Raw genomic sequence first — 26409 nt, forward strand, 5'->3', positions numbered from 1 at the left:
GCTGCGGCGCCGTCGACGCCGAAGGCCGCCCCTCGGGGCGGCCTTCGCGATCGTCAGGTGCGTACGCGCGATCAGTGGGCCGCCGGAGGAGCGGTCCACCACCACTGCTGCTTCATGAGCACGTACACGGTCGGCACCTTACCCGAGCCCTCCGGGCCACGTCCCGGAATTTCCGAAATGGTGTCTCATGCGGCGTCTCACACTCCGGTCGATCGCCGGGGACGCCGCCTCGACCCCGTAGGGTTGAGAGCGTGACCGTGAACGCTGAACTCCACGCCGGTGGCAACACCTGGCGCTCCCTTCCCGCGGCGCAGCAGCCTGACTGGCCGGACCAAGAGGCTCTGCGCGATGTGATCGCCGAGCTCGAGTCCTATCCGCCTCTCGTCTTTGCGGGCGAGTGCGACCAGCTGCGCCAGCGTCTGGGAGCCGTCGCCCGTGGAGAGGCGTTCCTGCTCCAGGGCGGCGACTGTGCCGAGGCCTTCGACGCCGTGGGCGCCGACCAGATCCGCAACAAGCTCAAGACCCTGCTCCAGATGGGTGCGGTGCTGACCTACGCCGGCTCCGTGCCGGTCGTGAAGGTGGGCCGCATCGCCGGCCAGTACAGCAAGCCGCGCTCGAAGCCGACCGAGACCCGCGACGGCGTGACCCTGCCGACCTACCGCGGCGACTCCGTCAACGGCTTCGCCTTCACGCCCGAGGCCCGTACCCCGGACCCGCAGCGGCTCAAGCGGATGTACCAGGCCTCGGCCTCCACGCTGAACCTGGTGCGCGCCTTCACCACCGGCGGCTACGCGGACCTGCGCCAGGTGCACGCCTGGAACCAGGACTTCGTGCGCTCCTCGCCCTCCGGACAGCGCTACGAGCAGCTGGCCCGCGAGATCGACCGCGCGATGAACTTCATGAACGCCTGCGGGGTGGACCCGGAGGAGTTCAAGACCGTCGAGTTCTACGCCTCCCACGAGGCGCTCGTCCTCGACTACGAGTCGGCGCTGACCCGCGTCGACTCGCGCACCGGGCAGCTGTACGACGTCTCGGGCCACATGGTGTGGATCGGCGAGCGCACCCGGCAGCTGGACGGGGCGCACATCGAGTTCGCCTCGAAGATCCGCAACCCCATCGGGGTGAAGCTCGGGCCGACGACCTCCTCCGAGGAGGCGCTGACCCTCATCGAGCGGCTCGACCCCGAGCGCGAGGCCGGCCGGCTCACCTTCATCACCCGCATGGGCGCGGACAAGATCCGTGACCGGCTTCCGGAGCTGGTGGAGAAGGTCACCGCCTCCGGTGCGCAGGTGGCCTGGGTCTGCGACCCGATGCACGGCAACACCTTCGAGGCGGCCTCGGGCCACAAGACCCGCCGCTTCGACGACGTGCTCGACGAGGTCAAGGGCTTCTTCGAGGTCCACAAGGGCCTGGGCACCCACCCGGGCGGCATCCACGTGGAGCTGACCGGCGACGACGTCACGGAGTGCGTGGGCGGCGGCGACGAGATCTTCGTCGACGACCTGCACCAGCGCTACGAGACGGCGTGCGACCCGCGCCTCAACCGCAGCCAGTCCCTGGACCTGGCGTTCCTGGTCGCGGAGATGTACCGGGACCAGTAGCAGGACGTGACGGTGGGGCGCGGATCGACGTGATCCGCGCCCCACTGCGTTGTGGTCCGCCGGTCGGGACGGGTAAGGTAAGGGTTACCTTATTGATCAACCCCGGTGAGGCGGTGACCGCGTGTACGTCTGCTCATGCTTCGGCATCACCGAGCAGCAGGTGCGTGACCACGCGGACAAGGGGGCGTGCACCCCCCGGCAGATCGCTTCCGCCTGCAAGGCCGGCACCGACTGCGGCGGCTGTGTGCGCCGCATCCAGGCACTGCTCGGCCGTGGCGCCTGCCCGCGCCGGGAGCTGGCCGACCAGGGGGAGCCCGGCGTGCTGGGCGCGGAAGTGACCCTGCTGGCGGCCCCGTCTCCGGGTGCCCGCGCGGCCTAGGGCGCGCGCCTCACGTGCTCTGCCCGTTCTCCTGCTCGATGAACTGAGCGAGGTAGAGCGGCTCGCCGAGCTTCTCGATGAGCTCCAGCTGGGTGTCCAGGTAGTCGATGTGGTCCTCCTCGTCGGCGAGGATCGACTCGAAGATGTTGGCCGAGGTGATGTCGCCCTTGGCCCGCATGACCTCCACGCCGCGCCTGAGCCGGTCGATGGCCTCGACCTCCACCTGCCGGTCGGCCTGGAACATCTCGGTGATCGTCTGCCCGATCCGGACGTGGAACAGGCGCTGGTAGTTGGGCAGCCCCTCCAGGAAGATGATCCGGTCGGTGAGGACCTCCGCGTGCCTCATCTCGTCGAACGACTCGGCGCGCGTATGCGAGGCGATCTTCGTCCAGCCGTGGTGCTCCTGAAGCTTCGCATGCAGGAAGTACTGGTTGATGGCGGTCAGCTCGGCAGTCAGCTGTTCATTGAGGAACTCGATGACCTCGGGGTCGCCCTGCATCGCGCAGGCTCCTTCCAACCGGATCCGGCAAGTTGCGCGCATCCTTGCACCGACCTGGGAACCCGTCCAGTAAGTACACACTTAGTGGCAGTTGTCCGGATTGTGCGGACCCTGGTCATTACCACCCCTCACGGTCTGACACCATTGACCCATGGGGCCCTCCAAGAACACCGAAAGCCGCAAAGGGGATCATCTTCAGCTGCCCCCGGGGCAGCGGCTTCAGCGCGGATGGCCGGTGACGCACTACGGTCCGGTGCCGAAGTTCAGGCCGGAGCGGTGGGAGTTCCGCGTCTTCGGCTCGACCGCCGACGGCGGCAAACACTGCTGGACGCACGAGGAGTTCGCCGCCCTGCCGTACACGACCGTGGTGGCGGACCTGCACTGCGTCACGAAGTACAGCATGCTCGGCGCGGAGTGGGGCGGGGTCTCCGCCCGTACGATCCTCGAACTCGCCCCGCCCGCACCCGAGGTCACCCATGTGATGGTGTGGGCCGAGTACGGCTTCAGCTCCAACCTCCGGCTCGCCGACTTCACCGCCGAGAAGAGCATCTTCGCCACCCACAAGGACGGCGAGCTCCTCACCGCCGAGCACGGCTTCCCGGTCCGGCTGGTGGTGCCGCACCTGTACGCCTGGAAGGGGCCCAAATGGGTGCGGGGCGTGGAGTACATGACCGCCGACCGGCGGGGCTTCTGGGAAGAGCGCGGCTACCACAACATCGGTGACCCCTGGCGCGAACAGCGCTACTCCTACCAGGAGCAGCCGGGCGAAGGACCGGAGCTCTAGGGGGCTCCTAGCCCCGGTCCCGCAGCTCCTTGAGCCGGGCCACGTCGGCCGCGTGGCCCTCCTTGCCGCCGGGCGTCTCGATCGTCAGCGGCACCCCGCGCGTCGCCGGATGCGCGAACAGCTCCGCGAACGGCTCGGCCCCGATGTGCCCGGAGCCGATGTTCTCGTGCCGGTCCTTGTGTGCGCCGACGACGTCCTTGGAGTCGTTGGCGTGGATCAGCCCCAGCCGCCCCTCGCCCACCACGTCGACCAGCTCGTCGAGCGTCTGCTTCACCCCGCCGGGCGCGGCCAGGTCGTGGCCCGCGGCGAAGAGGTGGCAGGTGTCCAGGCAGATGCCGAGCCGCGGATGCCGCTCCAGCGCCTCGAAGTACGGGCCGAGGTCCGCCACCAGTGAGCACAGCGAAGCCCCTTGACCTGCCGTCGGCTCCAGCAGCAGCGCCGGGTCGTCGTCGTGGGTGAGCTCCTCCAGCAGCGGCAGCAGCCGCTCGTGGACCTGCGCCAGCGCCTCGCGGCGGTGCCGCCCGCCCGTGGCGGAGCCGGTGTGCACCACTACGCCGCGTGCGCCGATCTCCCGGCCGCGGCGCAGCGAGTGCCGCAGCGATTCCACCGACCGCTCCACCGTCGCCTCGGTGTGCGAGCCGAAGTTGATCAGGTAGGGGGCGTGCACGTAGACCGGGAGGGACTGCTGCGCGCAGGCGTCGCGGAAGGCCTCGCTCTGCCCCGGGTCGCCCGGCGGCGTGGCCCAGCCGCGCGGGTTGGCGACGAAGACCTGGACGGCCTCGGCGCCCATCTCCCGGGCGTACGGGAGCCCCACCCTGGCCAGGCCGCCCGCCACAGGGATGTGCCCGCCGACGGGATTGCGCCCGGGCCCGGGGGAATCCACCGCCCCGGGACCGCTCTGCTCGTGCCGCATGCTCAGAAACCGCTCTTCAGCCGAATGATGATCGTGTCGCCCCTGGCCGCCTGGTCGCCGCCGCGCACCGACTGGCTCTCGACGGAGTCCTGCGGGAAGAAGAAGGGCCGCTCCACCTTCACGGTGAAGCCCGCGTCCCCCAGCGCCCGCTTGGCGTCGGCCTCGCTCTTCCCGGTGACGTCCGGCACCGGGATCATCTCCTTGCCCTTGGAGACGGTGACCGTGACGGTGTCGCCCTCGCCGGCCTTGGCGCCCTTGCCCGGGGACTGCTCGGCCACCGCGCCCTTCGGCTTGTCCGAGTAGACCTGGCCGTCCGAGACCTTGATCCGGAATCCGGCGTCGCGCAGCGCGGACGTGGCGTCGGGCAGGGACAGCCCCGTCACGTCCGGCACGGTCAGCTGCCGGCCCTTGCTGACGACGAGCGCCACCGGCGAGTCGGGCCTGCGCTTCTCGCCCGGCTTGGGGTCGGTGGCGAGCACGGAGCCCTTGGGCGTCTCGTCGCTGAACTGCCGGCCGACGTCCCCGACCGTCAGCCCCTGGGCCTCGATCTTCCGCTTGGCGTCGTCGAAGGTCATCCCGACGACGTTGGGCACCTCGGCCTTCTCCGGGCCCCGCGAGACGGTGACCGTGACCTTGCCGGTGTTGCGGATGCGCTCGCCCGGCTCGGGGTCGGTGGAGATCACATGGCCGCGCTCGACGGTGTCGCTGAACGCCTGCGCGGTCGTCACCCGCAGCCCGGCCTTCTCCAGCTCTCCCACGGCCTTGTCCTGCGTCATGTCCAGCACGGCCGGGACGGAGGTGAACTGGCCGGAGTTGATGTACCAGACGCCCGTGCCGCCGATCAGCACCAGCAGCGCCGCGACCGCCGAGAGCAGCCACCGCCTGGGCAGCCGGCGCGCGGGCCGCCGACTGCGGTCCGCGGGGCGGCCCGGACCGGCGGGAGGCGCCGCCGGATGCTCCAGCCTGGTGGTGTGGCTCAGCGGGTCGTCGACGGCGGGCGGGGGCAGCGGCTGGGCGCCGGAGGGCCGGGGGATCACGCTCGTGCGGTCCTCGGACCCGACGTGGCCCGCCTGCCCGGCGGCGCGCGGCGGCACGGCGTCCAGCTGGGCGTCGGTCAGGGCGGCGCGCACCGCGCGGACCCGGCCCAGCAGGGCCACCGCGTCGGCGGGGCGCAGCTGTGGGTCGCGGGCGGTGGCCGAGGCGACCGCTGCGTCCAGCTCGGCGGCCAGGCCCGGGACCGCCGCGGAGGGCGGCGGCACGTTCTCGTGGAGGTGCTGGTAGAGCACCTGGGCGGCGGTCTCGCCAGTGTGCGGCTTGCTGCCGGTGAGCATCTCGTAGAGCACGACGCCGCAGGCGTAGACGTCCGCCCGGGGGTCGACCGCGCCGTCCGCGAGCTGCTCGGGGGCCAGATAGGAGACGGTGCCGAGCACGGCGCCGGTGCTGGTGGTGGTCTTGGTGTCCACCGCGCGCACCAGCCCGAAGTCGGCGACCTTGACCCGGCCGTCGTCGCCGATCAGGACGTTCTCCGGCTTCATGTCCCGGTGCACCAGGCCCGCCCGGTGCGCCGCGCCGAGCGCGGCCAGCACGGGCTCGGCGATGTCGAGGGCGGCGCGCGGCTGGAGGGCCCCGCGCTCGCGCAGCACGTCACGGAGGGTGCATCCGGCGACGTACTCCATCGCCAGATACACGTAGTGGCCGTCGGTGCCCTGGTCGAAGACGCTGACCACGTTGGGATGGTCGAGCCGGGCCGCGGATTTGGCCTCGCGGATGAACCGCTCGACGAAGGCCTCGTCGGCGGCGAGCGAGGGGTGCATCACCTTCAGGGCGAGCACCCGGTCGAGCCGGGTGTCCATGGCACGGTAGACCGTGGCCATGCCGCCCACGGCGATCCGCGCCTCGACGCGGTAGCGACCGTCGAGCAGATGATCGACAAGGGGGTCCGGCAAGGTCGTATCCACGGCACACGAGTCTACGAGCCAGGACCGACAGCCAGTACGTCCTACAGGTCCGCGCGGTCCCACTTGCAGCCGAACAGTGACACGTCCGCCCGCATATCCGTTCGCCGGAGGGCGGTTTCGGGGCGCGGGCGGACCGTTAGAAAGCGGGACGTTCCGGGTCGAGTCGGGCCATGCCCTCTACCGGAGACGATGCCTCCGCGAAGTGACGGCGCGGGATCCGGCCCGCCCGGTGCGCCAGCCGCCCGGCCTCCACGGCGTGCCGCATCGCCTCGGCCATCAGTACGGGCTCCTGCGCGCGTGTCACGGCGGAGGCGAGCATCACCGCCGCGCACCCCAGCTCCATGGCGAGCGCGGCGTCCGAGGCGGTGCCCGCGCCCGCGTCCAGGATCACCGGGACGGCCGCCCGCTCGGTGATCAGCTGGAAGTTGTGCGGATTGCGGATGCCCAGCCCCGAGCCGATCGGCGCGCCCAGCGGCATGATCGCGGCGCAGCCCACGTCCTCCAGCTTGCGCGCCAGCACCGGATCGTCGTTGGTGTACGGCAGCACGGTGAAGCCGTCGTCCACCAGGATCTCCGCGGCGTCCAGCAGCTCGATGGGGTCGGGCAGCAGGGTGCGCTCGTCGGCGATCACCTCCAGCTTGACCCAGTCCGTGCCGAGCGCCTCGCGGGCCAGCCGTGCGGTGAGGACGGCCTCGCCCGCGGTGAAACAGCCCGCCGTGTTCGGCAGCACCCGGATGCTGTGCTTGTCGAGCACGGACAGCACCGAGCCCCGTACGGAGGCGTCCAGGCGGCGCATGGCCACCGTGGTCAGCTCGGTGCCCGAGGCCAGCAGCGCACGCTCCAGCACGTCCAGGCTGGGTGCGCCGCCCGTGCCCATGATCAGCCGGGAGGTGAAGGGCGTGTCGGCGATGGTGAGCAGATCGTCTGCCATCTGTGCTGATCAGCCTCCCTGTACCGCGGTGAGGACCTCGACCCGGTCGCCGTCGCCGAGCGCGGTGAGCGGCCACTGGCCGCGGGGCACCACGGCCTCGTTGACGGCGGCCGCGACGCCGCTGTGGGCATGGGTGAGAGTGGCGACGAGACCGTCCAGCGTGGTGCCCCGCGGGATGGCGCGGGGCTCGCCGTTGAGACTGATGGTGTGGGTCGTCGCTGCGCTGCCGGTCATGCGGGTTGCTCCTGGAATGGGGGTACCTCCCATGCCGGTGGGGCAAGGGAAGAGGGGGTGAAGCGGCCGGGGGAGAAGGGGCGGGCCTCCTCGGGCAGCCGTCCGGTCGTCAGCGCCTCGGCCATGACGTCGCCGGTGAGCGGGGTGAGCAGCACGCCGTTGCGGTGGTGTCCGGTGGCGGCCAGCAGCCCCGGCAGGGCGGTCGGGCCCAGCAGCGGCGCGTTGTCGGGAGAGCCGGGGCGCAGCCCGGCCAGCGTCTCGACCAGCGGCAGCTCGGTGATGCCGGGGACGAGCTCGTGGGCGTCGCGCAGCAGCTCGTAGACGCCGCCCGCGGTGACGGTGGTGTCCCAGCCCAGCTCTTCCGTGGTCGCGCCGACCACCAGCTCGCCGTTCTCCCGCGGCACCAGGTAGACGTGTCCGCCGCGCACGACCGCCCGCACCGTCCGGGACAGGAAGGGGCGGTACGCCGAAGGCACCCGCAGCCGCAGGACCTGGCCCTTGACCGGGCGGACCGGGGGCAGCACGTCCTCGGGCACACCGGCCAGCCTGCCGCTGAGGCTGCCCGCGGCCAGCACCGTCTGCTCCGCCGTGACCCGGCTGCCGTCGGCCAGCTCCGCGCCCGCGGCCCGGTCCCCGGCCGACAGGAGACGGACGGCCTCCGTGCGGTGGAAGACCACCCCGGCCCGCTCACAGGCCGTCAGCAGGGCGCGCGCCAGCCGGCGCGGGTCGGTCTGGTGGTCGCCGTCCACCCGCAGCCCGCCGCGCACGCCCGGCGCGAGCATCGGCTCCAGACGGCGGCATTCGCGCCCCGTCAGCCACTGCGCGTCCAGGCCGCAGCGCTGCTGGAGGGCGTGCAGCTCCCGCAGGTGCTCCCGGTCGTCGGAGTCGAGGGCCACGGCGAGCGTCCCGCAGGCGCGGTAGCCGGTGTCCACGCCGCTGGCCTCCTCCAGCTCGGCCGTGAAGGCCGGATAGCGCCGGGCGGAGGCCAGATTGAGGGCGAGCAGCGCCTCCTCGCCGTAGTGCAGCTCCGTCACCGCGGCCAGCATCCCGGCCGCGACCTGCGCCGCGCCGCCGCCCGGCGCCGGGTCGGCGACGGCCGTGCGCAGCCCGCGCTGGGCCGCGCGCCAGGCCGTGACCAGGCCGATGACACCACCGCCGATGACGAGGACGTCGCAGAAGTGCGCGTGCTGGTGCTGCGCGTGCATGGGCATCCAGCCCCTCCCTTCGCCGGCATGACCCGGATCAGGTTCGTACGGTCGGAGGCCGTCCAGCCTCCCTCTCAGCCCGGTGCGTCCGGGCTCCCGCGAGTGCGTTGCGAAAAGCCACCCTAGTACGGCCCGCCGAAGGCCCGGAAGGGCGTCCGGCGCCAGTGGGCGCGCGCCCGGCCTTCAAACATCGTGACGCTGTGTCAGAGGTCTCGTCACAGAATGCTCTGGCGCACGCAGGCCACCGGCCTACAGTTGATCGGGTGAGCGAGCAGACGAATACCTCCAGTGACCGGCGTGTCGTCATCGTCGGCGCCGGCATGGCCGGGGTGCAGACCGCCGTCGCACTGCGGGAGCAGGGCTGGGACGGCGAGATCCGGCTGCTGGGCGCCGAGCCCCACCGCCCCTACGACAGGCCGCCGCTCTCCAAGGCCGTCCTGCTCGGCAAGGCCGAGGGCTCGGCCTTCGAGGTCGACTTCGACTCGCTGGTCATCGCGCTGGAGCTGGACCGCGAGGCCACCGGGCTGCGGGCCGCCGAGCACATCCTGGACACCGACACCGGTCCCGTGCCCTACGACGTGCTGGTCATCGCCACCGGCGCCGACCCCGTCGCACTGCCCGGCAGCGAGGGCATGCCCGGCGTCCACGTGCTGCGCACCATGGATGACGCCGAGCGGCTGCGCCCCGTGCTGGCCGGCCAGCGCGACGTCGTCGCCGTCGGTGCGGGCTGGATCGGCGCCGAGTTCGCCACCGCCGCGCGTGAAGCGGGCTGCAAGGTCACCGTCGTCGAGGCCGCCGACCGGCCGCTGGCGGGCGCCCTGCCCGCCGAGGTCGCCGCCCACATGGCCGACTGGTACGAGCACAGCGGCGCCCACCTGGTCACCGGCGCCCATGTGGCCGCCGTCGAGCCCGGCGCGGTCGTGCTGGACGACGGCACCCGCATCCCCGCCGACGCGATCGTCGTCGGCATCGGCGCGCGGCCCGCGACCGGCTGGCTGGCCGGCTCCGGCATCGAGCTCGCCCCGGACCGCTCCGTGGCGACCGACGACCGCCTGCGCACCTCCCTGCCGGACGTCTACGCGGTCGGCGACTGCGCCTCCTTCCCCTCCGCCCGGTACGGGGAGCGGCTGCTGGTGCACCACTGGGACAACGCCCTGCAGGGGCCGCGCACGGTCGCGGAGAACATCGTCCACGGCCCGGCCGAGGGGCCCGTGTACGACCCGGTGCCGTACTTCTGGTCCGAGCAGTTCGGCCGCTTCGTGCAGTACGCGGGGCACCACGCCGCCGCCGACGAGCTCGTCTGGCGGGGCAGCCCGGACAGCGCCGCCTGGACGGTGTGCTGGCTGCGCGCGGGCGTGCTGGTGGCGCTGCTGGCCGTCGGGCGCCCGCGCGACCTCGCGCAGGGCCGCAAGCTCATCGAGCGCGGTGCCCGCATCGACCGGGAGCTGGCCGCGGATGCCGCCGTTCCGCTCAAGGCCGCGGCGCTCTGAGCGTCCACAGGAGTGACCTCCGGTACCGCTCCCGGCCCGGCCGGGGGTGGCCCGGGTACCGGCTGTCAGTCCCGGATGGCAGGCTTGTCCCGTGACCGAGATTGACGCAAAGACCGATGCTCTCGTCCCCGCCTGGCTCAACCTCCCCGACATCTCAGAGATGCTCGACGTGGAGGTGACCCGCGTCCGGCAGCTGATCAAGGAGGGTCAGCTGATCGCCGTGCGCCGTGGCGAGAACCGAGTGCTCATGGTGCCCGCCGACTTCATCGGCGAGGGCAAGGTGGTCAAGGGCCTCGCCGGGACCCTGACCCTCCTGCGGGACGACGGCTTCAGCGACGAGGAAATGCTGGAGTGGCTCTTCACCCCCGACCCGACCCTGCCCGGCACCCCCGCACAGGCGCTGCGCGAGAATCGCGGCACGGAGGTGAAGCGCCGCGCCCAGGCGCTCGCCGTCTGACCCGCCCGTAACGCGCACGCCCTTGCGGCGTGCTGAGAAAACCGTCCGGTGTACGGGCGCGGGGCCGCCCCGCGCCCGTACACCGCCGACCCCCCGGGGGAGAACACCCGATGCCCGTCACCGTGCGCGAGCAGCTCGCCGACGCCGCGCTCTACCTGTGCACCGACGCCCGCACGCGCCAGGGCGACCTGCCGCAGTTCCTGGACGCGGTCCTGGCCGGCGGCGTGGACATCGTGCAGCTGCGGCAGAAGGGCATGGAGGCCGGCGAAGAGCTGGAGCACCTTGAGGTCTTCGCCGACGCCGCCCGCCGCCACGGCAAGCTCCTCGCCGTCAACGACCGCGCGGACGTCGCGCACGCAGCCGGCTCCGACGTGCTGCACCTGGGCCAGGGCGACCTGCCGGTGCCCGTGGCCCGCGCGATCCTCGGTGCGGATGTGCTGATCGGGCGCTCCACCCACGCCGAGTCCGAGGTGGACGCTGCCGTCGCCGAGCCCGGCGTGGACTACTTCTGCACCGGCCCCTGCTGGCCGACCCCCACCAAGCCCGGCCGCCACGCCCCCGGCCTGGACCTCGTGCGCTACGCCGCGTCCCTCCGGCCCGAGCGGCCCTGGTTCGCCATCGGCGGGATCGACGCCGGCAATCTGGAGCAGGTCCTGGAGGCGGGAGCGCGCCGCGTCGTCGTCGTGCGCGCCATCACCGAGGCGGACGACCCGGGTGAGGCGGCCGCGCATTTCGCCCGGCGGATACGGGCGTACCAGGCGTAGCCGAAGCGAAATCCCCGCCGGAAAAAGGGCCGGTTGTCCACGTGATGGACACCGGTCGGGCGAAAAGGGCATTTCGCAAATGAAGCTTGGGGGCCCGCCACCGCGCTGGTTAACTTGCCGGTATGGCCCTTGGCACTGCCTCCACCAGGACAGACCACGCGCGCACCGTACGTGAGCTGCTCGCCTCCGGCGAGCGCTCGTATTCGTTCGAGTTCGCCGCCCCCAGGACGGAGCGGGGTGAGCGGACGCTGTGGGACGCCATCCGGCGCATCGAGGCCGTCGGCCCGACCTTCGTCTCGGTCACCTACGGCGCGGGCGGCTCCTCGCGTGAAGGCACCGTACGGGCCACCGAGCGCATCGCCACCGACACCACCCTCACACCCGTCGCCCACCTGACGGCGGTCAACCACTCCGTCGCCGAGCTGCGCAACGTCATCGGCCAGTACGCCGACGTCGGCATCCGCAACATGCTCGCCCTGCGCGGCGACCCGCCCGGCGACCCGATGGGCGAGTGGGTGCGCCACCCCGACGGCGTGGCGTACGCCGCCGACCTGGTGCGGCTGATCAAGGAGTCCGGCGACTTCTGCGTCGGCGTCGCGGCCTTTCCCGAGATGCACCCCCGCTCCTCCGACTGGGAGACCGACGTCCGTCACTTCGTCGACAAGTGCCGGGCGGGCGCGGACTTCGCCATCACGCAGATGTTCTTTTATCCCGAGGACTATCTCCGGCTGCGTGACCGGGTTGCGGCAGCAGGTTGCCAGACCCCGATCATTCCGGAAATCATGCCGGTCACCAATGTGCGCCAGATCGAACGATTCGCGCAGCTCAGCAACGCGGCCTTCCCTCCGGACCTCGCGGAGCGGATCCTCGCGGTGCAGCACGATCCGGCCGCTGTACGCTCGGTCGGGATCGAGTACGCAACGGACCTGTGCGCTCGGTTGATGGGCGAGGAGATTCCCGGGTTGCACTTCATTACCCTGAACCACTCCACGGCCACGTTGGAAATCTACGAGAATCTGGGACTGCACCAGCGGTCCTGACGGCCTGCCGGCGGACGGTGGCCGAACCGAGAGGGGCGTTAATGGGCTGGACGGTCCTCTACATCGCGTTCGGCGTCGTGGCCCTCTGGCTGCTCGGCGAGGTGCTGCTGCAGTACAAGGCGCGGCTGCGCTGGCGGCTGCTGGCCTTCGCCGGTTTCCTCGGGGTCGTCGCGGGCGTGGCCATCCCGTCCGTGGCGGTCATCATCGTGGGCGCGATCGCCTTCGGTGTCGGGCAGACCTTCGTGACGCTCTCCTTCCGGCGCGGCTTCTCCCGCGGCTGGGCGATCCGCCGCAAGGACGAGGAGGGCGCGTCCGAGAGCGCACCCAAGGCCGCGAAGGACACGGCCAAGGGCCGCGGCGCGGGCGGCGGCAAGTCGCGGGCCGGGCGCCGCCGCAAGACCGCGGGCGGCGCCCCGGCCCCTGCGCCCGTCTCCGACATGACCCTGCCGGCCTCCGGCCCCGACGCCCTGGCCCCTCTGCCGGACGTCGACGCCGGCGGCCCCGGCCAGATGCCGGGCATGCCGCAGCAGCCGGACAGCGAGCCCGCCACGCCCGGCAGTTACGAGCAGACCGCCGCATTCCCGGCCGTCTCGGGCACCGGCCCGGAGGCCGACGGCTTCGCCGCGTACGACACCTACGGCCAGCAGCACACCCAGGCCCCGGCCCAGGGCGGCTACGCGGAACAATTCGACTACGGGCAGGGGCAGTACGCCTCGTACTCCGACCCGTACATCGGCAACCGTCCGCAGTCCTACGAGCAGTACGACGCCTACGGCCAGCAGCAGCCCTACCCGCAGCAGCAGTACGGCGTGGGCGCCTACTCCGCGGAGACGTACTCCCCCCAGTACGACATGGACACCCCGCCCGGCGGCGTCTGGGTGCCGCAGCAGCGCGAGGGCGACGTCCCCCCGGCCCCGCCCGGACAGCAACAGCCCTACCCGCCGCAGCAACTGCCCGGCCAGGGCTTCGACGAGCAGCGCTACCGCTACTGACCGGGCCGTGCCGCTACACGCGGCTCACTGCGAGCCGCGCCAGTCGGCTCCCTCCACGATGAGACCGGCGACCAGGGCCCCCGACATCCCGGCGTGCGCCAGCCCGCCGCCGGGGTGGGCGAAGCCGCCGGCCAGATAGAGCCCCGGCAGCCGGGTGGCATTGCCGGGCCGCAGGAACGCGCCTCCGCCGCCGGCCAGTACGGGCGCGGGCACGCCGCCGCCCTCGGCGCCGGTAGCGGCCGCCGTGTCGGCAGGCGTGCGCACCTCGCGCCACAGCGTCCGCTGCCGCAGCCCCGGTACGGCCGCCTCCGCCATGGCCACGACGTGGTCGGCATACTCCTCGGCGGCCGTGCCGTCCACCCAGTCGACCGGTCCGTGCGGTGCCACGGTGACGGTGAGGGTCACCGCCTCGTGGCCGTCGTCGGGCCGGGTCGCGGGATCGTCGGGCCGCAGCACGGTGACCGTCGGGCGGGGGTGCGGAGCGCGCAGGCCCGGGCCGTCGCCGAAGACGGCCGCCAGCTCGCCGGCCCGGTCGGGGGTGTGCACCACCGTGCGGTGGACGGTCCCTTCGGGCCGGGTGCCGCGCAGCGCCAGCAGCACCGTGAAGCGCCCCGGCGCCGGGCTCCCGGACTGCGGCCGGATGTCCCCCTCCCGCCACGGCGCCGTGCCGCCGAGCATCCCCGGCACCAGCGCCGGGTCGACGGCGGAGACGACCGCATCCGCCTCCGCGACGGTGCCGTCGGCGAGCTCGACGCCCGCCGCGCGGCCGTCCTTCTCCAGGATGCGCACGACCTCGGCGCCGAAGGAGAACGCGACCTTCCGCGCCAGGCACCGCTCGTACAGCGCGTCCGCGAGACCCCGCATCCCGCCGCGCACGTACCAACTGCCGAAGGTCTGCTCCATGTACGGCAGCACCGCGGCGCCGGCGGGGGCGCGGCGCGGATCGAGCCCGTAGGCCAGGGCGTGGCTCTCCAGCAGGGCCGCCAGGCGGGGGTCCTTCAACTCGCGCGCCGCCGCGGCCTCCAGGGTGCGCGGCGCGGCGCGGCGGAAGAGGCCGCGCTTGGGCGGCGCCGGATAGGGGTCGCGGCCCAGGGCCTCGATGCGCTCGGCGCGCAGCGGCTCCTCCAGCAGCGGGCGGCGCGTGGCGTCCCACACCTCGCGGGCGCGGTTGACCAGCTCGCTCCAGCGCTCGCCCGCGCCCGGGCCGACGGCGGTATCGAGCGCCGCGACGACCCCGGCCCGCGAGGCATTGGGCAGCGAGACGTCCGTGCCGTCCGCGAAGACGTGCCGGCTCGCCGGGTCGACCTGGAAGAGCTCCACGCTCTGCTCCAGGGACTCCTTGCCGGTCTTGACGAACAGGTCGCGGTAGACGGCGGGCAGATGCAGCAGCCCCGGGCCCGTGTCGAAGACGAAGCCGTCGCGCGCGAAGCGCCCGAGACCGCCGCCGTGGGTCCGCCCGCGCTCGTAGACCGCCACCTGGTGGCCTGCGACGGCCAGCCGGGCGGCGGCCGCCATGGCGCCCATCCCGGCGCCGATCACCGCAATTCGTGCCATGCGGAGACTGTATCCGGCAGCACTGACAGCCTGGTTCAGAAGCCCGACGGGCTGACGGCGGCCGCCCGCCGCTCCCTCCTGCGCCGAAGGAAGGCGCGGACCTTCTTCCACAGGAACACCACCAGGGCGATGCCCAGCGCGAGCAGCGACCCGGCGATCAGCGCAGCGGCCACCGGATGGAACAGCGCGAAGACGACGATCGCGGCGACGCCCAGGTCCTCCGCCAGGCTCAGCACGATGTTGCTGGCGGGCTCGGGCGAGGTGTTGACCGCCATGCGCGTGCCCGCCTTGACCAGATGGCTCAGCAGCGCCGCCGAGCCGCCGACGGCCCCGGCCGCCAGGTGGGAGAGCGAGCCGTCCTGCCCGGCCAGCAGCGCGCCCACCACGGCTCCGGCCACCGGCCGGATGACGGTGTGCACCGCGTCCCAGACCGAGTCGACGTAGGGGATCTTGTCGGCGACGGCCTCGCAGAGGAACAGCACCCCCGCGGCTATCAGCACGTCGGGGCGCTGCAGGGCGCTCGGGACGTCGTCGCTGACCCCCGTCGCGCCGAGCACGCCGAGCAGCAGGACCACGGCATAGGCGTTGATACCGCTCGCCCAGCCACTTGTGAAAACCAACGGGAGCACTGACACGCGGAAGATCGTAACCGCGGCGGGGGCATGCCCCGGTTCTGAGTACGCGTACTCAGACGCCGAGATGAGTACCCGCACGGATGGGAGGAGCAGCCCGCGGACGGGAGAGTGGTGACCACGGAAGGGGACGCCGGACCGCACCGCCGACACGGGGCGGCGGTACGGGCCGGCGGCCCCTCAAGTGCCGGGGGGTACGGGGGCTCCGCGGGGGAGAGCACGGGAGCCCGGGGGAGGTACGGGGGAGCGCCGCGCCGGTGCGGGCCGAGGGGGATCGGTCCGCACCGGCGCAGCGGCTTCGCCCGGCGTCAGCCGATGTCTTTGCGGTCGCCTCCGACGCGGCCCTGGAGCAGCCGGGACAGCGCCGAGTGCACCTCGTCGATCGACCGCTCCGGCTGGAAGGACTGCCAGTCCAGCGCCGCCACCAGCACCATGCCGAACAGGGCGGACGCCGTCAGCGGGATGTCGATCTCGTCGCTGAGCTCGCCCGTCGTGACGGCCTCGTGCAGCACGGACTCGATCACCGCTATCGCCTTCTGCCGCACCTGCATCAGCGTCGACTGCCAGGCCCGGTTGGTGCGCCACAGCTCGGCCACGTAGAGCTGGGTGAGCGCGGGGTAGCGGCTGATGAAGTCCAGCCCGGCCCGGACCATCGCGTCCAGCGCGTCGATCCGGCTGCCGCCGCGCTCGGCCGTCTCGTCCGCGGCCCGCTGCAGCGAGTCGGTCAGCAGCTCGATGCCGTGCCGCAGCAGCTCCTCGAAGAGGACGGTCTTGCTGGCGAAGTTGTAGTAGACCGTGCCCTTGGCCACTCCGGCCCGCTCGGCGATCTCGTCCACTGTGGTGGAGGAGAACCCCTGTTCGGCGATGAGGGTGACCGCTGCCTCGAAGAGCTTCCGTCGCGTGTTCTGACGGCGCGTACTGCTGCTGTCCATGAGGGTGATTCTCCCTGTACCCGGCGTGCTCGCGCTCACAGACTCAGCTCCGGGTGCAGCCGGTCCACGGACCACACCTGTTTGCCGCGCGCGGCGTGGGCGGTCAGCGCCAGCGTCCCGGCGGTGAACGCCGCCAGTACGCCGCACGCTTGCCACACCGGGGCCAGGCCGCCGCCGGTGATCAGGTGCCGCAACCCCTCGACCACGTAACTCATCGGCAGGAAGGGATGGATGGCGTTGAAGAAGCCGGGGCTGGTCTGCACCGGATACGTGCCGCCTGCCGACGTCAGCTGGAGCATCAGCAGCGCGAGGACGAGAATGCGCCCGGCCGGTCCGAAGCGGGCGTTCAGCCACTGCACGATCGCGGCGAAGCACGCGGTGACCAGGGCCAGGAAGCCGATGGTGCCCGCGGCGCGCGTCAGCTGCAGGCCGAGCGCCCAGTGCAGTACGGCCAGCAGCGCGCCCGCCTGCAGCACCCCGACCGCGACCACCGGCAGCCAGCCGGCCACGGCGATCCGCCAGGCGGAGGCACCGGCGGCCAGGGCGCGCCGGTTGAGCGGCTGGATCAGCATGTAGGCGACCATCGCGCCCACCCAGAGGGAGAGCGGGATGAAGTAGGGGGCGAAGCCGGTGCCGTAGTTGGGCGCCTTGTGCAGCGACTGCGAGGCGAGCTGGACCGGGTCGGCCATCACCCGGGTGCGGGCGTCGCGGTCCTGCTTGCCGTAGTCGGGGATCTTGGCCACGCCGTCGTGCAGCCCGTCGGCGAGCTTGGCGGAGCCGTCGGACAGCTTGAAGATGCCGCCCTGAAGGGTGTCGGCGCCGTCACGCAACTTCTCGATGCCGCCGTCGAGATGCGCGGCGCCTTCCTTGGCGGTGCCGAGCCCGGTGTGCAGCTTCCCGGCGCCCGTGTGCAGCAGCCCGGCGCCGTCGGCGACCTTCTGGGCGCCGTCGTTGAGGGCGTTGACCTTCTTGACCGCACCGTCGATGTCCTGCGCCAGGTTGGGTGCCTCATCGGCGAGCCGGCCGGCGTAGGTGTGCAGGGTGTCCAGCTGTCCGGGCAGCTTGTCCAGTTCGCCGTTCTTGTTCTGTACGAGCGTGTCGAGCTGCTGGGCGCCGTCGGCCGACTGCCCGGCGGCGAACACGGCCTTCTTCAGCGCGGGGCAGAAGGGCGCGGGCTCCTTCCCGTCCTTGCCGTCCTTCCCGTCCTTCTCGCAGTACGTGGCGTACGTGCCGGACAGGGCGTCCGCGCTCAGGCGGCTGCCCTTGGCGAGCGCCGCGGTCGTGGCCGCGGACGGAAGGTCGTCCAGGTGCTCCCGGAGCGTCTTCGTCTCCTTGGCCACGGCGCGGGCGGTCCGGCCGATGTCGTCGGCGTTGTCCTTGACGAAGGCGCCTTCCTTGTCCGCCACGCCGTTGACCTTGTCGGCCAGCGCCTGGGTGCCGTCGGCGACCTGCCGGGCGCCGGTGGCCAGTTCCTGCGACTTGCCGTCCAGGGTGCCCGCCCCGGTGTGCAGCTCGTCCACCCCGTCCTCGAGGTCTCCGCTGCCGCGCTTGGCCTGTGCCAGCCCGTTCTTGAGGTCCCCGGCGCCCTTCCCCGCCTTGCCTATGCCGTCGCCGAGCTTGTCGGCGCCCTCGGCCGCCTCCTTGGTCTTGCCATGGAGGTCGGAGAACGAGACGAAGATCTTGTCGTAGAAGGTGCGCGAGGTCTTGCGTGAGGCAGCCGCCCGGACCTCGGAGAAGACCGTGCGGGAAATCTGCCCCACGATGTAGTTGTTGGCGTCGTTCGTACGGACCTGGAGCGCGCCTGTCTGCGGGGTGGCGCCCGAACTGGAGGCGACCCGCCGGCTGAAGTCGGCCGGAATCGTCAGCGAGAGGTAGTACGTGCCGTTCTCGACGCCCTTGCGCGCCTCGGCGGCGCTCGTCTCGTGCCACCGGAACGACTTGCTGTCGCGCAGCCCGTCGACGATCGAGTCGCCCGCCGCCAGGTGCTTGCCGTCCGCGGTGGTGCCCTCGTCGGCGTTGACGAGCGCGACGGGCACCTTGTCGAGCCGCCCGTACGGGTCCCAGAAGGACCACAGGTAGAGGGCGCCGTAGAGCAGCGGCAGCAGCAGGAGCGCGACCATGGCCGCCCGCGGCAGCCTCCCCCTGCCGAACCGCTTGAGCTCAAGCGCGGCCAGTTTCGGCGAGCGCATCCGCTGCTCCTTCCTCTGCCGTGTCTTCCGTAGCTGCCTTTTCGGCCTTTTCCGCTTCTTCGGCTTCTGCTTCTTCGGTCCGTTCGGCCTTCGGCGCGTTCCCGGTGGCGGGGGCAGTGCGGACGACGACCGCGTCTTCGGGCGCCTGGCTGCACACCGCCAGCACCGTCGTGCCCGCCGCGGCGAGCGAGCGCAGCAGGGCCCAGGCGCTCTCGCGCTCGGCGTCGGAGAGCTTGAGGTCGGTGTCGTCCACCGCGATCAGCCGCGGGCCGCCGGTCAGGGCGAGCGCCACCGAGAGCCGCAGCGCCTCCAGTCGGCCCAGGTCGCGCACGGGCGTCCGGCCGCCCTTGGGCAGGGCGGCCAGGCCGAGCCCGGCGGACTCCAACGCCGCGTCGGCGGCCGCCTGCGCCTCGGTGGCGCGCTCGCGGGGGCGGAGCAGGCCGCGCAGGGAGCCGCCGAACCGGCGCTGCAGCAGCGCGCGTTCGTGCAGGTGCTCCTCGACGGTGAGGGACGCGTCGAGTTCGGCGACGCCGGGGACGTGGGCGAGCGCGCTGATTCTGCGGACGGCCGCCATCTTCCCCGGCAGCGGCAGGCCCGCCACCGTCGCCTGTCCGGCAGAGGGACGCATACGTCCGGTGAGAGTGAGCAGCAGACAGGTACGGCCGGAGCCCGAAGGGCCCTCGACCGCGACGAGCGAGCCGGGTCCGGCGTCGATGCCGACGTCGTGGAACGCCCAGCCGCGCGGTCCCCGGACGCCGAAGCCCTTCGCCGTGATCGCGGCTCCGTGCGGGGTGCCGTCCACACTTGCCTCCAACGATCTTGAACTGACCAGTCAGTGCAAAAAGTATGCCGCAGCCCCGCCCGGCCCCGTCAACCCGGGGTGGCCCAGTGGGCGTTCGCGCAGGTCACGGCCGATTGTCAGTGGGGTGCCCGACGATGGGCGCATACGGCGGCTCCGCTGGTCGGCGGGCCGCCCGGACCGACGATGGAGGTTCGTCATGGCCGCACCTGTGAGCGACGTCCACCGTGTGCCCCACCGTGCCCCGGCCCCGTCCGCCGCCCTCGATCTGCTCACCCAGGCCCACGACGGCCTGCTGGAAGCCGCCGCCCTGGACGCCCCCCACGAGCGGTATGCCACCGCCCACCTCGCCGCCCTGCGCACCGCGGCCGCCGTGCTCGCGGCCCGCGCCCGCCCCGAGCCGCCCGGGCGCCGCCGCCGCATCCGCAGCGCCTGGGAGCTCTTGCCCGAAGTCGCCCCCGAACTGACGGAGTGGAGCGCCCTGTTCGCCGCGGGCGCCGCCCGTCGCGCCCGGGCGGAGGCGGGCATACGGACCGCCGCGAGCCCCCGCGAGGCCGACGACCTGCTGCGCGACGCGGCGGCGTTCCTGCGGCTGGCCGAGCGGATGCTCGTCCTCCAGCCGAGGCTGCCCCGGCAGCCTGCGGCGGAGCACGGCCGGGCGGGCTGACGGGCCCTGCGCGGACGGTTGCGCGCCGCCGCCGCACGGCCCACTAGGCTGGAGGCCGCAGACGTCAGTTACCGTCGCCGCCGCCCGCCCGGCGGCACCGTGCCGAGGAGCCACCTGCCGTGTCCGACCCGCTGCGCCCCCGGGCGTCCCTCCGTACCACCGTGGTCTGGGAGGTCCTGCGAGAGGCCCTCGACCGCAGGGCCAAGGCCGCGGGCCGGGACGTGCTGGAGGTCCTCGACACCGGTGGCGGCTCCGGCAAGTTCGCGGTGCCCATCGCCGAGCTCGGGCACCGGGTCACCGTCGTCGACCCCAGCCCCAATGCGCTGTTCGCGCTGGAGCGCAGGGCCGCCGAGGCCGATGTCGCGGACCGCGTGCAGGGCGTCCAGGGCGATGCGCACGGCCTCTTCGACGTGGTCGAGCGCGGCCGTTACGACGCCGTCCTGTGCCACCGCGTGCTGGAGTACGTCGACGACCCCGCCGAGTCCGTGCGCAACGCGGCCGACGCCCTGCGCCCGTCCGGCACCCTCAGCCTGCTCGCGGCCGGCCTCGGCGGTGCCGTGCTCGCCCGCGCCCTGGCCGGGCACTTCACCGAGGCCCACCAGGTCCTCACCGACCCCGCGGGCCATTGGGGCGCCGGTGACCCACTCACCCGCCGCTTCACCGCCGACCAGCTGTCCGCGTTCGTCACCGACGCGGGGCTCGACGTCACCGCCGTGCACGGCGTGCGCGTCTTCGCCGACTTGGTGCCCGGCGTCCTCGTCGACACCGAGCCCGGCGCCATGGACGCACTGCTGCGCCTGGAGGCCGCGGCAGCGGAGTTGCCCGCCTTCCACTCGGTGGCCACTCAGCTGCATGTCCTGGCCGAGCGCGACTGAATTCCCGCGTCGGGCACGGGCCACCCGATCAGGCCCTTCGCCCCGTATGATCGGGTGACACCGCCCGGCATGGCGGGTCGGCGGGCAGGGAATGTACGTCCCGACGTCATCGCCCGCCACCGGGACCCGGTGGGCGAATTGGCGCAGAGGGGCGGGTTTCACGGGGGCGATTCCCTGCCTATCCTGAAAGGGTCGCACCCCGGTCGCCCCCCGCGACCGACGAGTAGGAGGACTCCGTGCCGCTCTCGGAGCACGAGCAGCGCATGCTCGAGCAGATGGAGCGAGCGCTGTACGCCGAAGATCCCAAGTTCGCGACAGCGCTCGAGGGCAGCGGCCTGCGTACGTACACCCGGCGACGGGTCTACCAGGCGGTCGCGGGTTTTCTGGTGGGTATCGGGCTCCTGATGGCCGGTATGGTCGCCCAGCTGATCTGGATCAGCGTGGCGGGCTTCCTCGTCATGCTGGCCTGTGCCGTGCTCGCGGTGACGGGGTGGCGCAAGGCGCCCAGGCCCGGCGCCCAGCGCGGCGGTCCGGTCGGAGGGCTGGGCCGGCGCCAGGTACGGCAGCGCCGCACCATGATGGACCGCATCGAGCAGCGCTGGCAGCGCCGCCGCGACGAGCAGGGCCGCTGACCCGAAGCGCCGCCAGACTCGCGCACACCGCGCCGCCGAAGGCTTCCCCAGGGGGCCAGGACACCCGTCCTGGCCCCCTGAGGCATCTCTCAGGCCCGCCGGCCCCTCGGGCGCAGCGCCTGGGCCGCCCGGGCCACCCGGCGGGCCGCCGCGGCCGCCCGCCCGGACCGCAGCCGCACCGCCGCCTGCGACCGGCGCCGGTGGGCCGCCCACAGCAGCCGTGCCGCCGACCGCGGCGCCAGGCGCGCCCGCAGCCGCACCCACCGGCCCGCGGCGGCTCCCAGCCCGGCCACGGCCGTCCCGGCGTCGGCCGCCGGATCCCCGGACGGCCCCGGCTGCGGGGCGTACAGCACCTGCTCGACCGCGGTGGCCAGCCGCTCCGCGGCCTGCGCGGGCGGGCCCTCCAGACGGCCGGCCGTCACCATGCGCGCGGCGGCCTGCCGGGGGGTGTGGGACTCCTCCGGAAGGATGCCGTGGTCCCACGCGGAATCGATGAGCTCGCGCCAGGCGGCCAGCGTCCGCTGCGCGGGCTCTCCCGTGCCGCCCAGCCGCCGGGCCCGTATCCGGCTCCGCCACAGCACGGGCAGCACGGGCAGCACCAGCGCGGCCAGGGCGCCCGCGGCGAGCGCCACGGTGGTGGCGGACGGGCCGCCGCCGGAGCTCCCGGAATCCGCCTGGACGGGCGTGCCGGGGCAGCCGTCGGCCTTCTTGAGCTGCGGTGGGCAGCCGCCGCCGGTGGACGGCGACGCCGTCGGTGCGTGGGAGCGGCCGGGCAGCGGCAGCGGTACGCCGGGGTCGGTGGTGGCGGGCGACGGCGCGACCGAGTACTCCGGCTGCGAGCCCCGGCTCGGCGTGGGCTCGAACCTGGTCCACCCGGTGCCCTCGAAGTACAGCTCGGGCCAGGAGTGGGCGTCCTTGGAGCCGACCGACACGGTGCCGTCGGCCTGCGGGGTGCCCGGGGTGAAGCCCACGGCGACCCGGGCGGGGATGCCCAGGGTCCGGGCCATGGCGGCCATCGAGAAGGAGAAGTGGACGCAGAAGCCCCGCTTGTCTTCGAGGAACCGCTCGATGGCGCCCGTTCCACTGCCGGACTGCACCTGGGTGTCGTAGCGGAAGCCGCCGCTCGTCGAGAACCAGTCCTGGAGCCGGACGGCCTGCTGGTAGGCGTTGGCCGCGCCGGCCGTCACCTTCCGGGCCGTGGTCTCGACCGACTTCGGCAGGGACGGGGGCACCTGGGTGTATTCGCGCAGCAGTGGCGCGGGCGGCGCGGGTGCGGCGGCGAGCTGGGCGGCGGTCGGCTGCACCATCAGGCTCTCCACCTGGTAGCGCATCCCGCGGGTGGTCTGCCCGTGGTCGCCGACCAGCGTCCGGCCTTCCGGCTCGTAGCGCCACTGGCCGCCGATCCGGACCCGTTCGGCCGGATAGGGGAGCGGCAGGTAGTCCTGCCCGTAGCCCGAGGCGGCCGAGACGGAGGTGTTGACCGGGTCCGTGCGCACCCCGGGCATCAGGCCGGTGGGGGTGGGCAGCGGCTCGGGGACGTCGGTGACGCGGCGCTCGGAGGCCCGCCATGACGCGCCGTCGAACCGGTCGAGGGCGACGATGCGCAGGTACATGTCCTGCGCGCTCTCCGCGGAGGTGCGATAGCGCATCACCTCCCGGTTCTCCGGCTGGTTGAGGCTGTTCTGCAGGGAGACCAGGGGATTGACGGCGGAGATCGTGCCGCCGTCGTCGCCCGCGCCCTCGCCTTCGCCGCGCGGGCCGAGGAGCCCGCCCGAGATGGACGGCAGCACGGCGGGCGCGAGCAGGGCGATGCCCAGCGCGAGCGCACCGATGCGCCGCCCGGTGCGGACCGGGGCGAGGGCCGGGCCGCCCGCGGCGAGCACACCGGCCGAATCCGCCCGCGTGCCGCCGCCGAAGACGCGGCCCCACCGCGAGAGCCGGTCGCGGCCCTCGGCCAGGAGCAGCAGCAGATATCCGCTCGCGGCGGCGAGGAACCACAGCCAGTCGCCGCCGCCGTGGGACAGCCCGGCGCCGACCGAGTACAGCGCGAGCAGCGGCAGTCCGGCGGGCGCCGCGGTGCGGTAGGTGACCGCCAGTGCGTCGACGGCCAGCCCGACGAGCAGGACGCCGCCGACCAGCAGCAGCCTGATCGCCGGGGTGGCCGGGGCCGGGATCGCATACCGCCCGACGTCGTCGGCGCCCTCCTGCAGGAGTTGGGCGAATTCGCGGAAGACGGCGGGGCCCGGCAGCACCCCGCCGACTGCCTGTCCGCCGGCGAAGACCAGGGTGAGCATCAGCACCGCGGCCAGCACCTGCGCCGCCACCGTCACCGGCGCGGCCAGCGGGATCCGGCGGGCCAGGGCGCCCACCGCCGCCTGCACGGACAGCAGAAGGGCGGCCTGCACGATCCAGGTGGTGCGGTCGACCAGGGGCAGCAGGGCGCAGGTCGCACCGAGCGTGGCCACCACGGCGCAGATCGCCAGCCGTGCGCTGCCGCTCATGCCCGGCCTCCCGCCGTGTCCGCGGTGGCCGCCAGGCCGCTCGCGCCCGCCAGCCGCCACAGGCCGGGCAGCGAGGCGCCGGGGGCGACGGGCAGCGCCGTCCACCCCGCCTCGCGCAGCAGCTGCAGCCGCTGCTCGGCACCGGCGCCGGGCGCACCCGCCCAGGAGGCGCGGTCCAGCACGAAGGCGAGCGCCGTGCCGCCGCGCCGGCGCATCCGGGCGGCCAGCACGGCCTGCTCCTCGTCCAGCTCGCCGAAGAAGGCCACCAGCAGCCCTTCGCCGCCGCCGCGCAGCACGTCGCAGGCGGGGGAGAGGCTCACGCCCGCGGAGTGGTCCACGAGGGCCAGCGTGTCCAGCATCAGCCCGGCCGCCTCCGCCGAGTCGTGGGAGGAGCCCGCGTAGCCGCCGGCGCCGTCCGGCCCCGGCACACAGCTGCCGGTGTCGGTCACCAGCCGCACCGAGAAGCCGCGCTCCAGCAGGTGCACGGCGGTGGAGGCGGCCCCGGACACCGCCCACTCGAAGGGCGAGTCGGGCCCGAAGCCGTCGAAGGCGGCCGCGCGGGTGTCCAGCAGCACCGTGCAGTGGGCGCGCTGCGGCTGCTCCTCGCGGCGCACCATCAGCTCGCCGTAGCGGGCGGTGGAGCGCCAGTGCACCCGGCGCAGGTCGTCCCCGTGCCGGTAGCCGCGCGGAATGACGTCGTCCTCACCGGCCAGGGCGAGCGAGCGGTGCCGGCCGTCGCCGAAGCCCGACGCCTCGCCGCCCAGCCGCAGCGGCGGCAGGGGCTCGACGCGCGGCGTCACCGTCAGGGTGTCGTGGGCGCCGAAGCCCCGGGTCAGCTCGCACATCCCGAACGGGTCCGTCAGCCGCAGCTGGAGCGGGCCCAGAGGATAGCGGCCGCGCAGCTCCGGGCGGACCCGGTAGGACACCTCGCGCCGCCCGCCCGGCTCGATGCGGTCCAGCACGAACCGCGGCCGCGGGCCGAGGGCGTAGGGCACCCGGTCCTGGAGCATCAGCAGGCCGGTGGGCAGCCGGGAGACGCTGTCGATGCGCAGCCCGACTCGGGCCTCCCCGGTGGCCTGCACCCGCGTGGGCGACAGCCGCCGGCTGGCGGTGACCCGGTGGCGGGTGCGGTGGAGGACGAGCACGCACACCAGGGGCAGCACGGCCAGGAGCAGCCCGACCCGCAACAGCCCCGCCTGGCCCAGGACATACGAGCACCCCGCCGAGGCGACGCCCGCCGCCAGGAACGAGCGGCCCCGGGTGGTCAGCCCCCCGAGCGCCGCCCACAGGCCGTCCCCGCCGTCCTCCGCCCGGTGCTCCTGGAGCGGCATCACAGCCTCCGCGCGCCCGGCGGCTGGTGCCCGAACGGGTCCGGCACCGGGGTGCGTTGGAGGATGTCGTGGACGACCTGCTCGGACGTGCGGCGGCTCAGCTGGGCCTGGGCGGTGGGCAGCAGTCGGTGTGCGAGCACGGCCACCGCAAGGGACTGCACGTCATCGGGGAGGGCGAACTCCCTGCCCGCCAGCGCCGCGGCGGCCTTCGCCGCCCGCAGCAGATGCAGCGTCGCACGGGGCGACGCGCCGAGTCTGAGCTCCGGATGGTGCCGGGTCGCGGTGACCACCTCCACCGCGTACCGCCGCACGGAGTCGGCGACGTGCACCGTGCGCACCGCCTCGACCAGCTTCACGATCTCGTGGGCGTGCGCGACGGGCTGCATGTCGTCGAGCGGGGAGATCGAGCCGTGGGTGTCCAGCATCCGCAGCTCCGCCTCCGGGCTGGGATAGCCGATGGACACCCGCGCCATGAAGCGGTCCCGCTGCGCCTCGGGCAGCGGATAGGTGCCCTCCATCTCCACCGGGTTCTGCGTGGCCACCACCATGAAGGGGCTGGGCAGTTCATAGCTGTGCCCGTCGACGGTGACCTGCCGCTCCTCCATCGACTCCAGCAGCGCCGACTGGGTCTTGGGGGAGGCGCGGTTGATCTCGTCGCCGATGACGATCTGGGCGAAGATGGCGCCGGGCTTGAACTCGAAGTCCCGCCGCTGCTGGTCGAAGACGCTCACCCCGGTGATGTCGGACGGCAGCAGGTCCGGGGTGAACTGGATGCGCCGGACCGAGCAGTCGACGGAGCGCGCCAGCGCCTTGGCGAGCATGGTCTTGCCCACCCCCGGCACGTCCTCGATGAGCAGGTGCCCCTCGGCGAGCAGGACGGTCAGCGCGAGCCGTACGACCTCCGGCTTGCCCTCGATCACACCCTCCACCGACCTGCGGACGCGCTCCGCGGTGGCGGTCAGATCTCCCCCTGCTCTCGACTCCGCTCGAGTGGGGGGACCCCCATGGCTCGCTCGCTCGTCATACGTGGTCACCCGGCCCTCCTCGGCC

General features: G+C 73.3%; 25 protein-coding genes and 1 riboswitch. Of the genes, 11 read left to right on the plus strand and 14 right to left on the minus strand.

Annotated features, from left to right (window positions below; translation table 11 throughout):
* Positions 1–251 precede the first annotated feature (251 nt).
* Both FHS39_RS09235 and FHS39_RS09240 read left to right on the plus strand, forming a co-directional pair.
* Entirely contained in the window at positions 252–1601 is a 1350-nt protein-coding gene (locus FHS39_RS09235; protein WP_425507755.1) for a class II 3-deoxy-7-phosphoheptulonate synthase, read from the plus strand.
* Between the two features lie 121 nt (positions 1602–1722).
* Positions 1723–1980 (plus strand): (2Fe-2S)-binding protein, encoded by a 258-nt coding sequence (locus FHS39_RS09240; RefSeq protein WP_184348197.1) that lies wholly within the window; start codon positions 1723–1725, stop codon positions 1978–1980.
* A gap of 10 nt (positions 1981–1990) precedes the next feature.
* Here the strand turns inward: FHS39_RS09240 and bfr are convergent, their stop codons facing one another.
* Positions 1991–2479 carry a bacterioferritin gene (bfr, locus tag FHS39_RS09245; RefSeq protein ID WP_184348199.1) on the minus strand — a complete coding sequence of 163 codons (489 nt, stop codon included), beginning with the start codon at positions 2477–2479 and terminating at the stop codon, positions 1991–1993.
* 151 nt (positions 2480–2630) lie between these two features.
* Between bfr and FHS39_RS09250 the strand changes: the two genes are divergently transcribed.
* A complete protein-coding gene (locus FHS39_RS09250; protein WP_184348201.1) occupies positions 2631–3263 on the plus strand; it encodes a sulfite oxidase-like oxidoreductase in 633 nt (210 codons plus the stop codon).
* A 7-nt stretch (positions 3264–3270) separates the two neighbouring features.
* Here the strand turns inward: FHS39_RS09250 and FHS39_RS09255 are convergent, their stop codons facing one another.
* The 5 genes from FHS39_RS09255 to thiO all read right to left on the minus strand — a co-directional run bounded on the left by FHS39_RS09255 (position 3271) and on the right by thiO (position 8510).
* A complete protein-coding gene (locus tag FHS39_RS09255) occupies positions 3271–4176 on the minus strand; it encodes a deoxyribonuclease IV (protein ID WP_184348203.1) in 906 nt (301 codons plus the stop codon).
* A gap of 2 nt (positions 4177–4178) precedes the next feature.
* Positions 4179–6134, minus strand: a complete 1956-nt coding sequence (gene pknB / locus FHS39_RS09260; protein WP_184348205.1) for a Stk1 family PASTA domain-containing Ser/Thr kinase — start codon at positions 6132–6134, stop codon at positions 4179–4181.
* 136 nt (positions 6135–6270) lie between these two features.
* Positions 6271–7065 (minus strand): thiazole synthase, encoded by a 795-nt coding sequence (locus FHS39_RS09265; RefSeq protein WP_184348207.1) that lies wholly within the window; start codon positions 7063–7065, stop codon positions 6271–6273.
* Between the two features lie 9 nt (positions 7066–7074).
* Complete coding sequence (gene thiS, locus FHS39_RS09270) at positions 7075–7299, minus strand: sulfur carrier protein ThiS (RefSeq protein ID WP_184348209.1); 225 nt, start codon at positions 7297–7299, stop codon at positions 7075–7077.
* Complete coding sequence (thiO, locus tag FHS39_RS09275) at positions 7296–8510, minus strand: glycine oxidase ThiO (RefSeq protein ID WP_184348210.1); 1215 nt, start codon at positions 8508–8510, stop codon at positions 7296–7298. Before thiO ends, thiS begins: the two co-directional genes overlap by 4 nt.
* Positions 8502–8614, minus strand: a riboswitch (TPP riboswitch). It overlaps the preceding gene by 9 nt.
* Before the next feature lie 153 nt (positions 8615–8767).
* On the opposite strand from thiO, the gene FHS39_RS09280 reads away from it, so the two are divergent.
* From FHS39_RS09280 to FHS39_RS09300, 5 genes are all read left to right on the plus strand, one after another.
* Positions 8768–9994: an FAD-dependent oxidoreductase gene (locus FHS39_RS09280; RefSeq protein ID WP_184348211.1), complete on the plus strand. Its 1227-nt coding sequence runs from the start codon at positions 8768–8770 to the stop codon at positions 9992–9994.
* Positions 9995–10085: 91 nt separating this feature from the next.
* Positions 10086–10451, plus strand: a complete 366-nt coding sequence (locus FHS39_RS09285; protein ID WP_184348212.1) for an Rv2175c family DNA-binding protein — start codon at positions 10086–10088, stop codon at positions 10449–10451.
* Between the two features lie 110 nt (positions 10452–10561).
* Positions 10562–11215, plus strand: a complete 654-nt coding sequence (gene thiE, locus FHS39_RS09290; RefSeq protein WP_184348213.1) for a thiamine phosphate synthase — start codon at positions 10562–10564, stop codon at positions 11213–11215.
* A gap of 122 nt (positions 11216–11337) precedes the next feature.
* A complete protein-coding gene (gene metF / locus FHS39_RS09295; protein ID WP_184348214.1) occupies positions 11338–12255 on the plus strand; it encodes a methylenetetrahydrofolate reductase [NAD(P)H] in 918 nt (305 codons plus the stop codon).
* A gap of 41 nt (positions 12256–12296) precedes the next feature.
* The gene (locus FHS39_RS09300; protein ID WP_184348215.1) at positions 12297–13247 is read left to right on the plus strand and encodes a chromosomal replication initiator protein DnaA; all 951 of its coding nucleotides are present in this window, start codon (positions 12297–12299) and stop codon (positions 13245–13247) included.
* A gap of 24 nt (positions 13248–13271) precedes the next feature.
* Here FHS39_RS09300 and FHS39_RS09305 read toward each other — a convergent pair whose 3' ends face one another.
* The 5 genes from FHS39_RS09305 to FHS39_RS09325 all read right to left on the minus strand — a co-directional run bounded on the left by FHS39_RS09305 (position 13272) and on the right by FHS39_RS09325 (position 19356).
* Positions 13272–14801 (minus strand): phytoene desaturase family protein, encoded by a 1530-nt coding sequence (locus FHS39_RS09305; RefSeq protein WP_184348217.1) that lies wholly within the window; start codon positions 14799–14801, stop codon positions 13272–13274.
* Between the two features lie 35 nt (positions 14802–14836).
* A complete protein-coding gene (locus tag FHS39_RS09310; protein ID WP_184348219.1) occupies positions 14837–15436 on the minus strand; it encodes a DUF4126 family protein in 600 nt (199 codons plus the stop codon).
* Positions 15437–15741: 305 nt separating this feature from the next.
* Positions 15742–16365: a TetR/AcrR family transcriptional regulator gene (locus FHS39_RS09315; protein WP_184348221.1), complete on the minus strand. Its 624-nt coding sequence runs from the start codon at positions 16363–16365 to the stop codon at positions 15742–15744.
* A 35-nt stretch (positions 16366–16400) separates the two neighbouring features.
* Entirely contained in the window at positions 16401–18554 is a 2154-nt protein-coding gene (locus tag FHS39_RS09320; RefSeq protein ID WP_184348223.1) for a YhgE/Pip family protein, read from the minus strand.
* On the minus strand, positions 18526–19356 hold the full coding sequence (locus FHS39_RS09325; protein ID WP_184348225.1) for an ATP-binding cassette domain-containing protein: 831 nt from the start codon (positions 19354–19356) through the stop codon (positions 18526–18528). The genes FHS39_RS09320 and FHS39_RS09325 overlap by 29 nt, the downstream gene beginning before the upstream one ends.
* 196 nt (positions 19357–19552) lie before the next feature.
* On the opposite strand from FHS39_RS09325, the gene FHS39_RS09330 reads away from it, so the two are divergent.
* The 3 genes from FHS39_RS09330 (at position 19553) to FHS39_RS09340 (ending at position 21527) form a co-directional block, all read left to right on the plus strand.
* Complete coding sequence (locus FHS39_RS09330) at positions 19553–20020, plus strand: SAV_6107 family HEPN domain-containing protein (RefSeq protein WP_184348227.1); 468 nt, start codon at positions 19553–19555, stop codon at positions 20018–20020.
* Between the two features lie 119 nt (positions 20021–20139).
* Positions 20140–20895 (plus strand): methyltransferase, encoded by a 756-nt coding sequence (locus FHS39_RS09335; RefSeq protein ID WP_184348229.1) that lies wholly within the window; start codon positions 20140–20142, stop codon positions 20893–20895.
* 236 nt (positions 20896–21131) lie between these two features.
* The gene (locus FHS39_RS09340) at positions 21132–21527 is read left to right on the plus strand and encodes a DUF3040 domain-containing protein (RefSeq protein ID WP_184348232.1); all 396 of its coding nucleotides are present in this window, start codon (positions 21132–21134) and stop codon (positions 21525–21527) included.
* An 89-nt stretch (positions 21528–21616) separates the two neighbouring features.
* Here the strand turns inward: FHS39_RS09340 and FHS39_RS09345 are convergent, their stop codons facing one another.
* From FHS39_RS09345 to FHS39_RS09355, 3 genes are read right to left on the minus strand one after another with little or no spacing between them, the layout of a single operon-like run.
* A complete protein-coding gene (locus FHS39_RS09345; protein WP_184348234.1) occupies positions 21617–24028 on the minus strand; it encodes a transglutaminase TgpA family protein in 2412 nt (803 codons plus the stop codon).
* Positions 24025–25359 (minus strand): DUF58 domain-containing protein, encoded by a 1335-nt coding sequence (locus tag FHS39_RS09350; protein WP_184348236.1) that lies wholly within the window; start codon positions 25357–25359, stop codon positions 24025–24027. Before FHS39_RS09350 ends, FHS39_RS09345 begins: the two co-directional genes overlap by 4 nt.
* Entirely contained in the window at positions 25359–26393 is a 1035-nt protein-coding gene (locus tag FHS39_RS09355) for an AAA family ATPase (RefSeq protein WP_425507756.1), read from the minus strand. Before FHS39_RS09355 ends, FHS39_RS09350 begins: the two co-directional genes overlap by 1 nt.
* Positions 26394–26409: the final 16 nt, after the last annotated feature.

Source organism: Streptomyces olivoverticillatus (genome assembly GCF_014203555.1).
Taxonomy (GTDB): domain Bacteria; phylum Actinomycetota; class Actinomycetes; order Streptomycetales; family Streptomycetaceae; genus Streptomyces; species Streptomyces olivoverticillatus.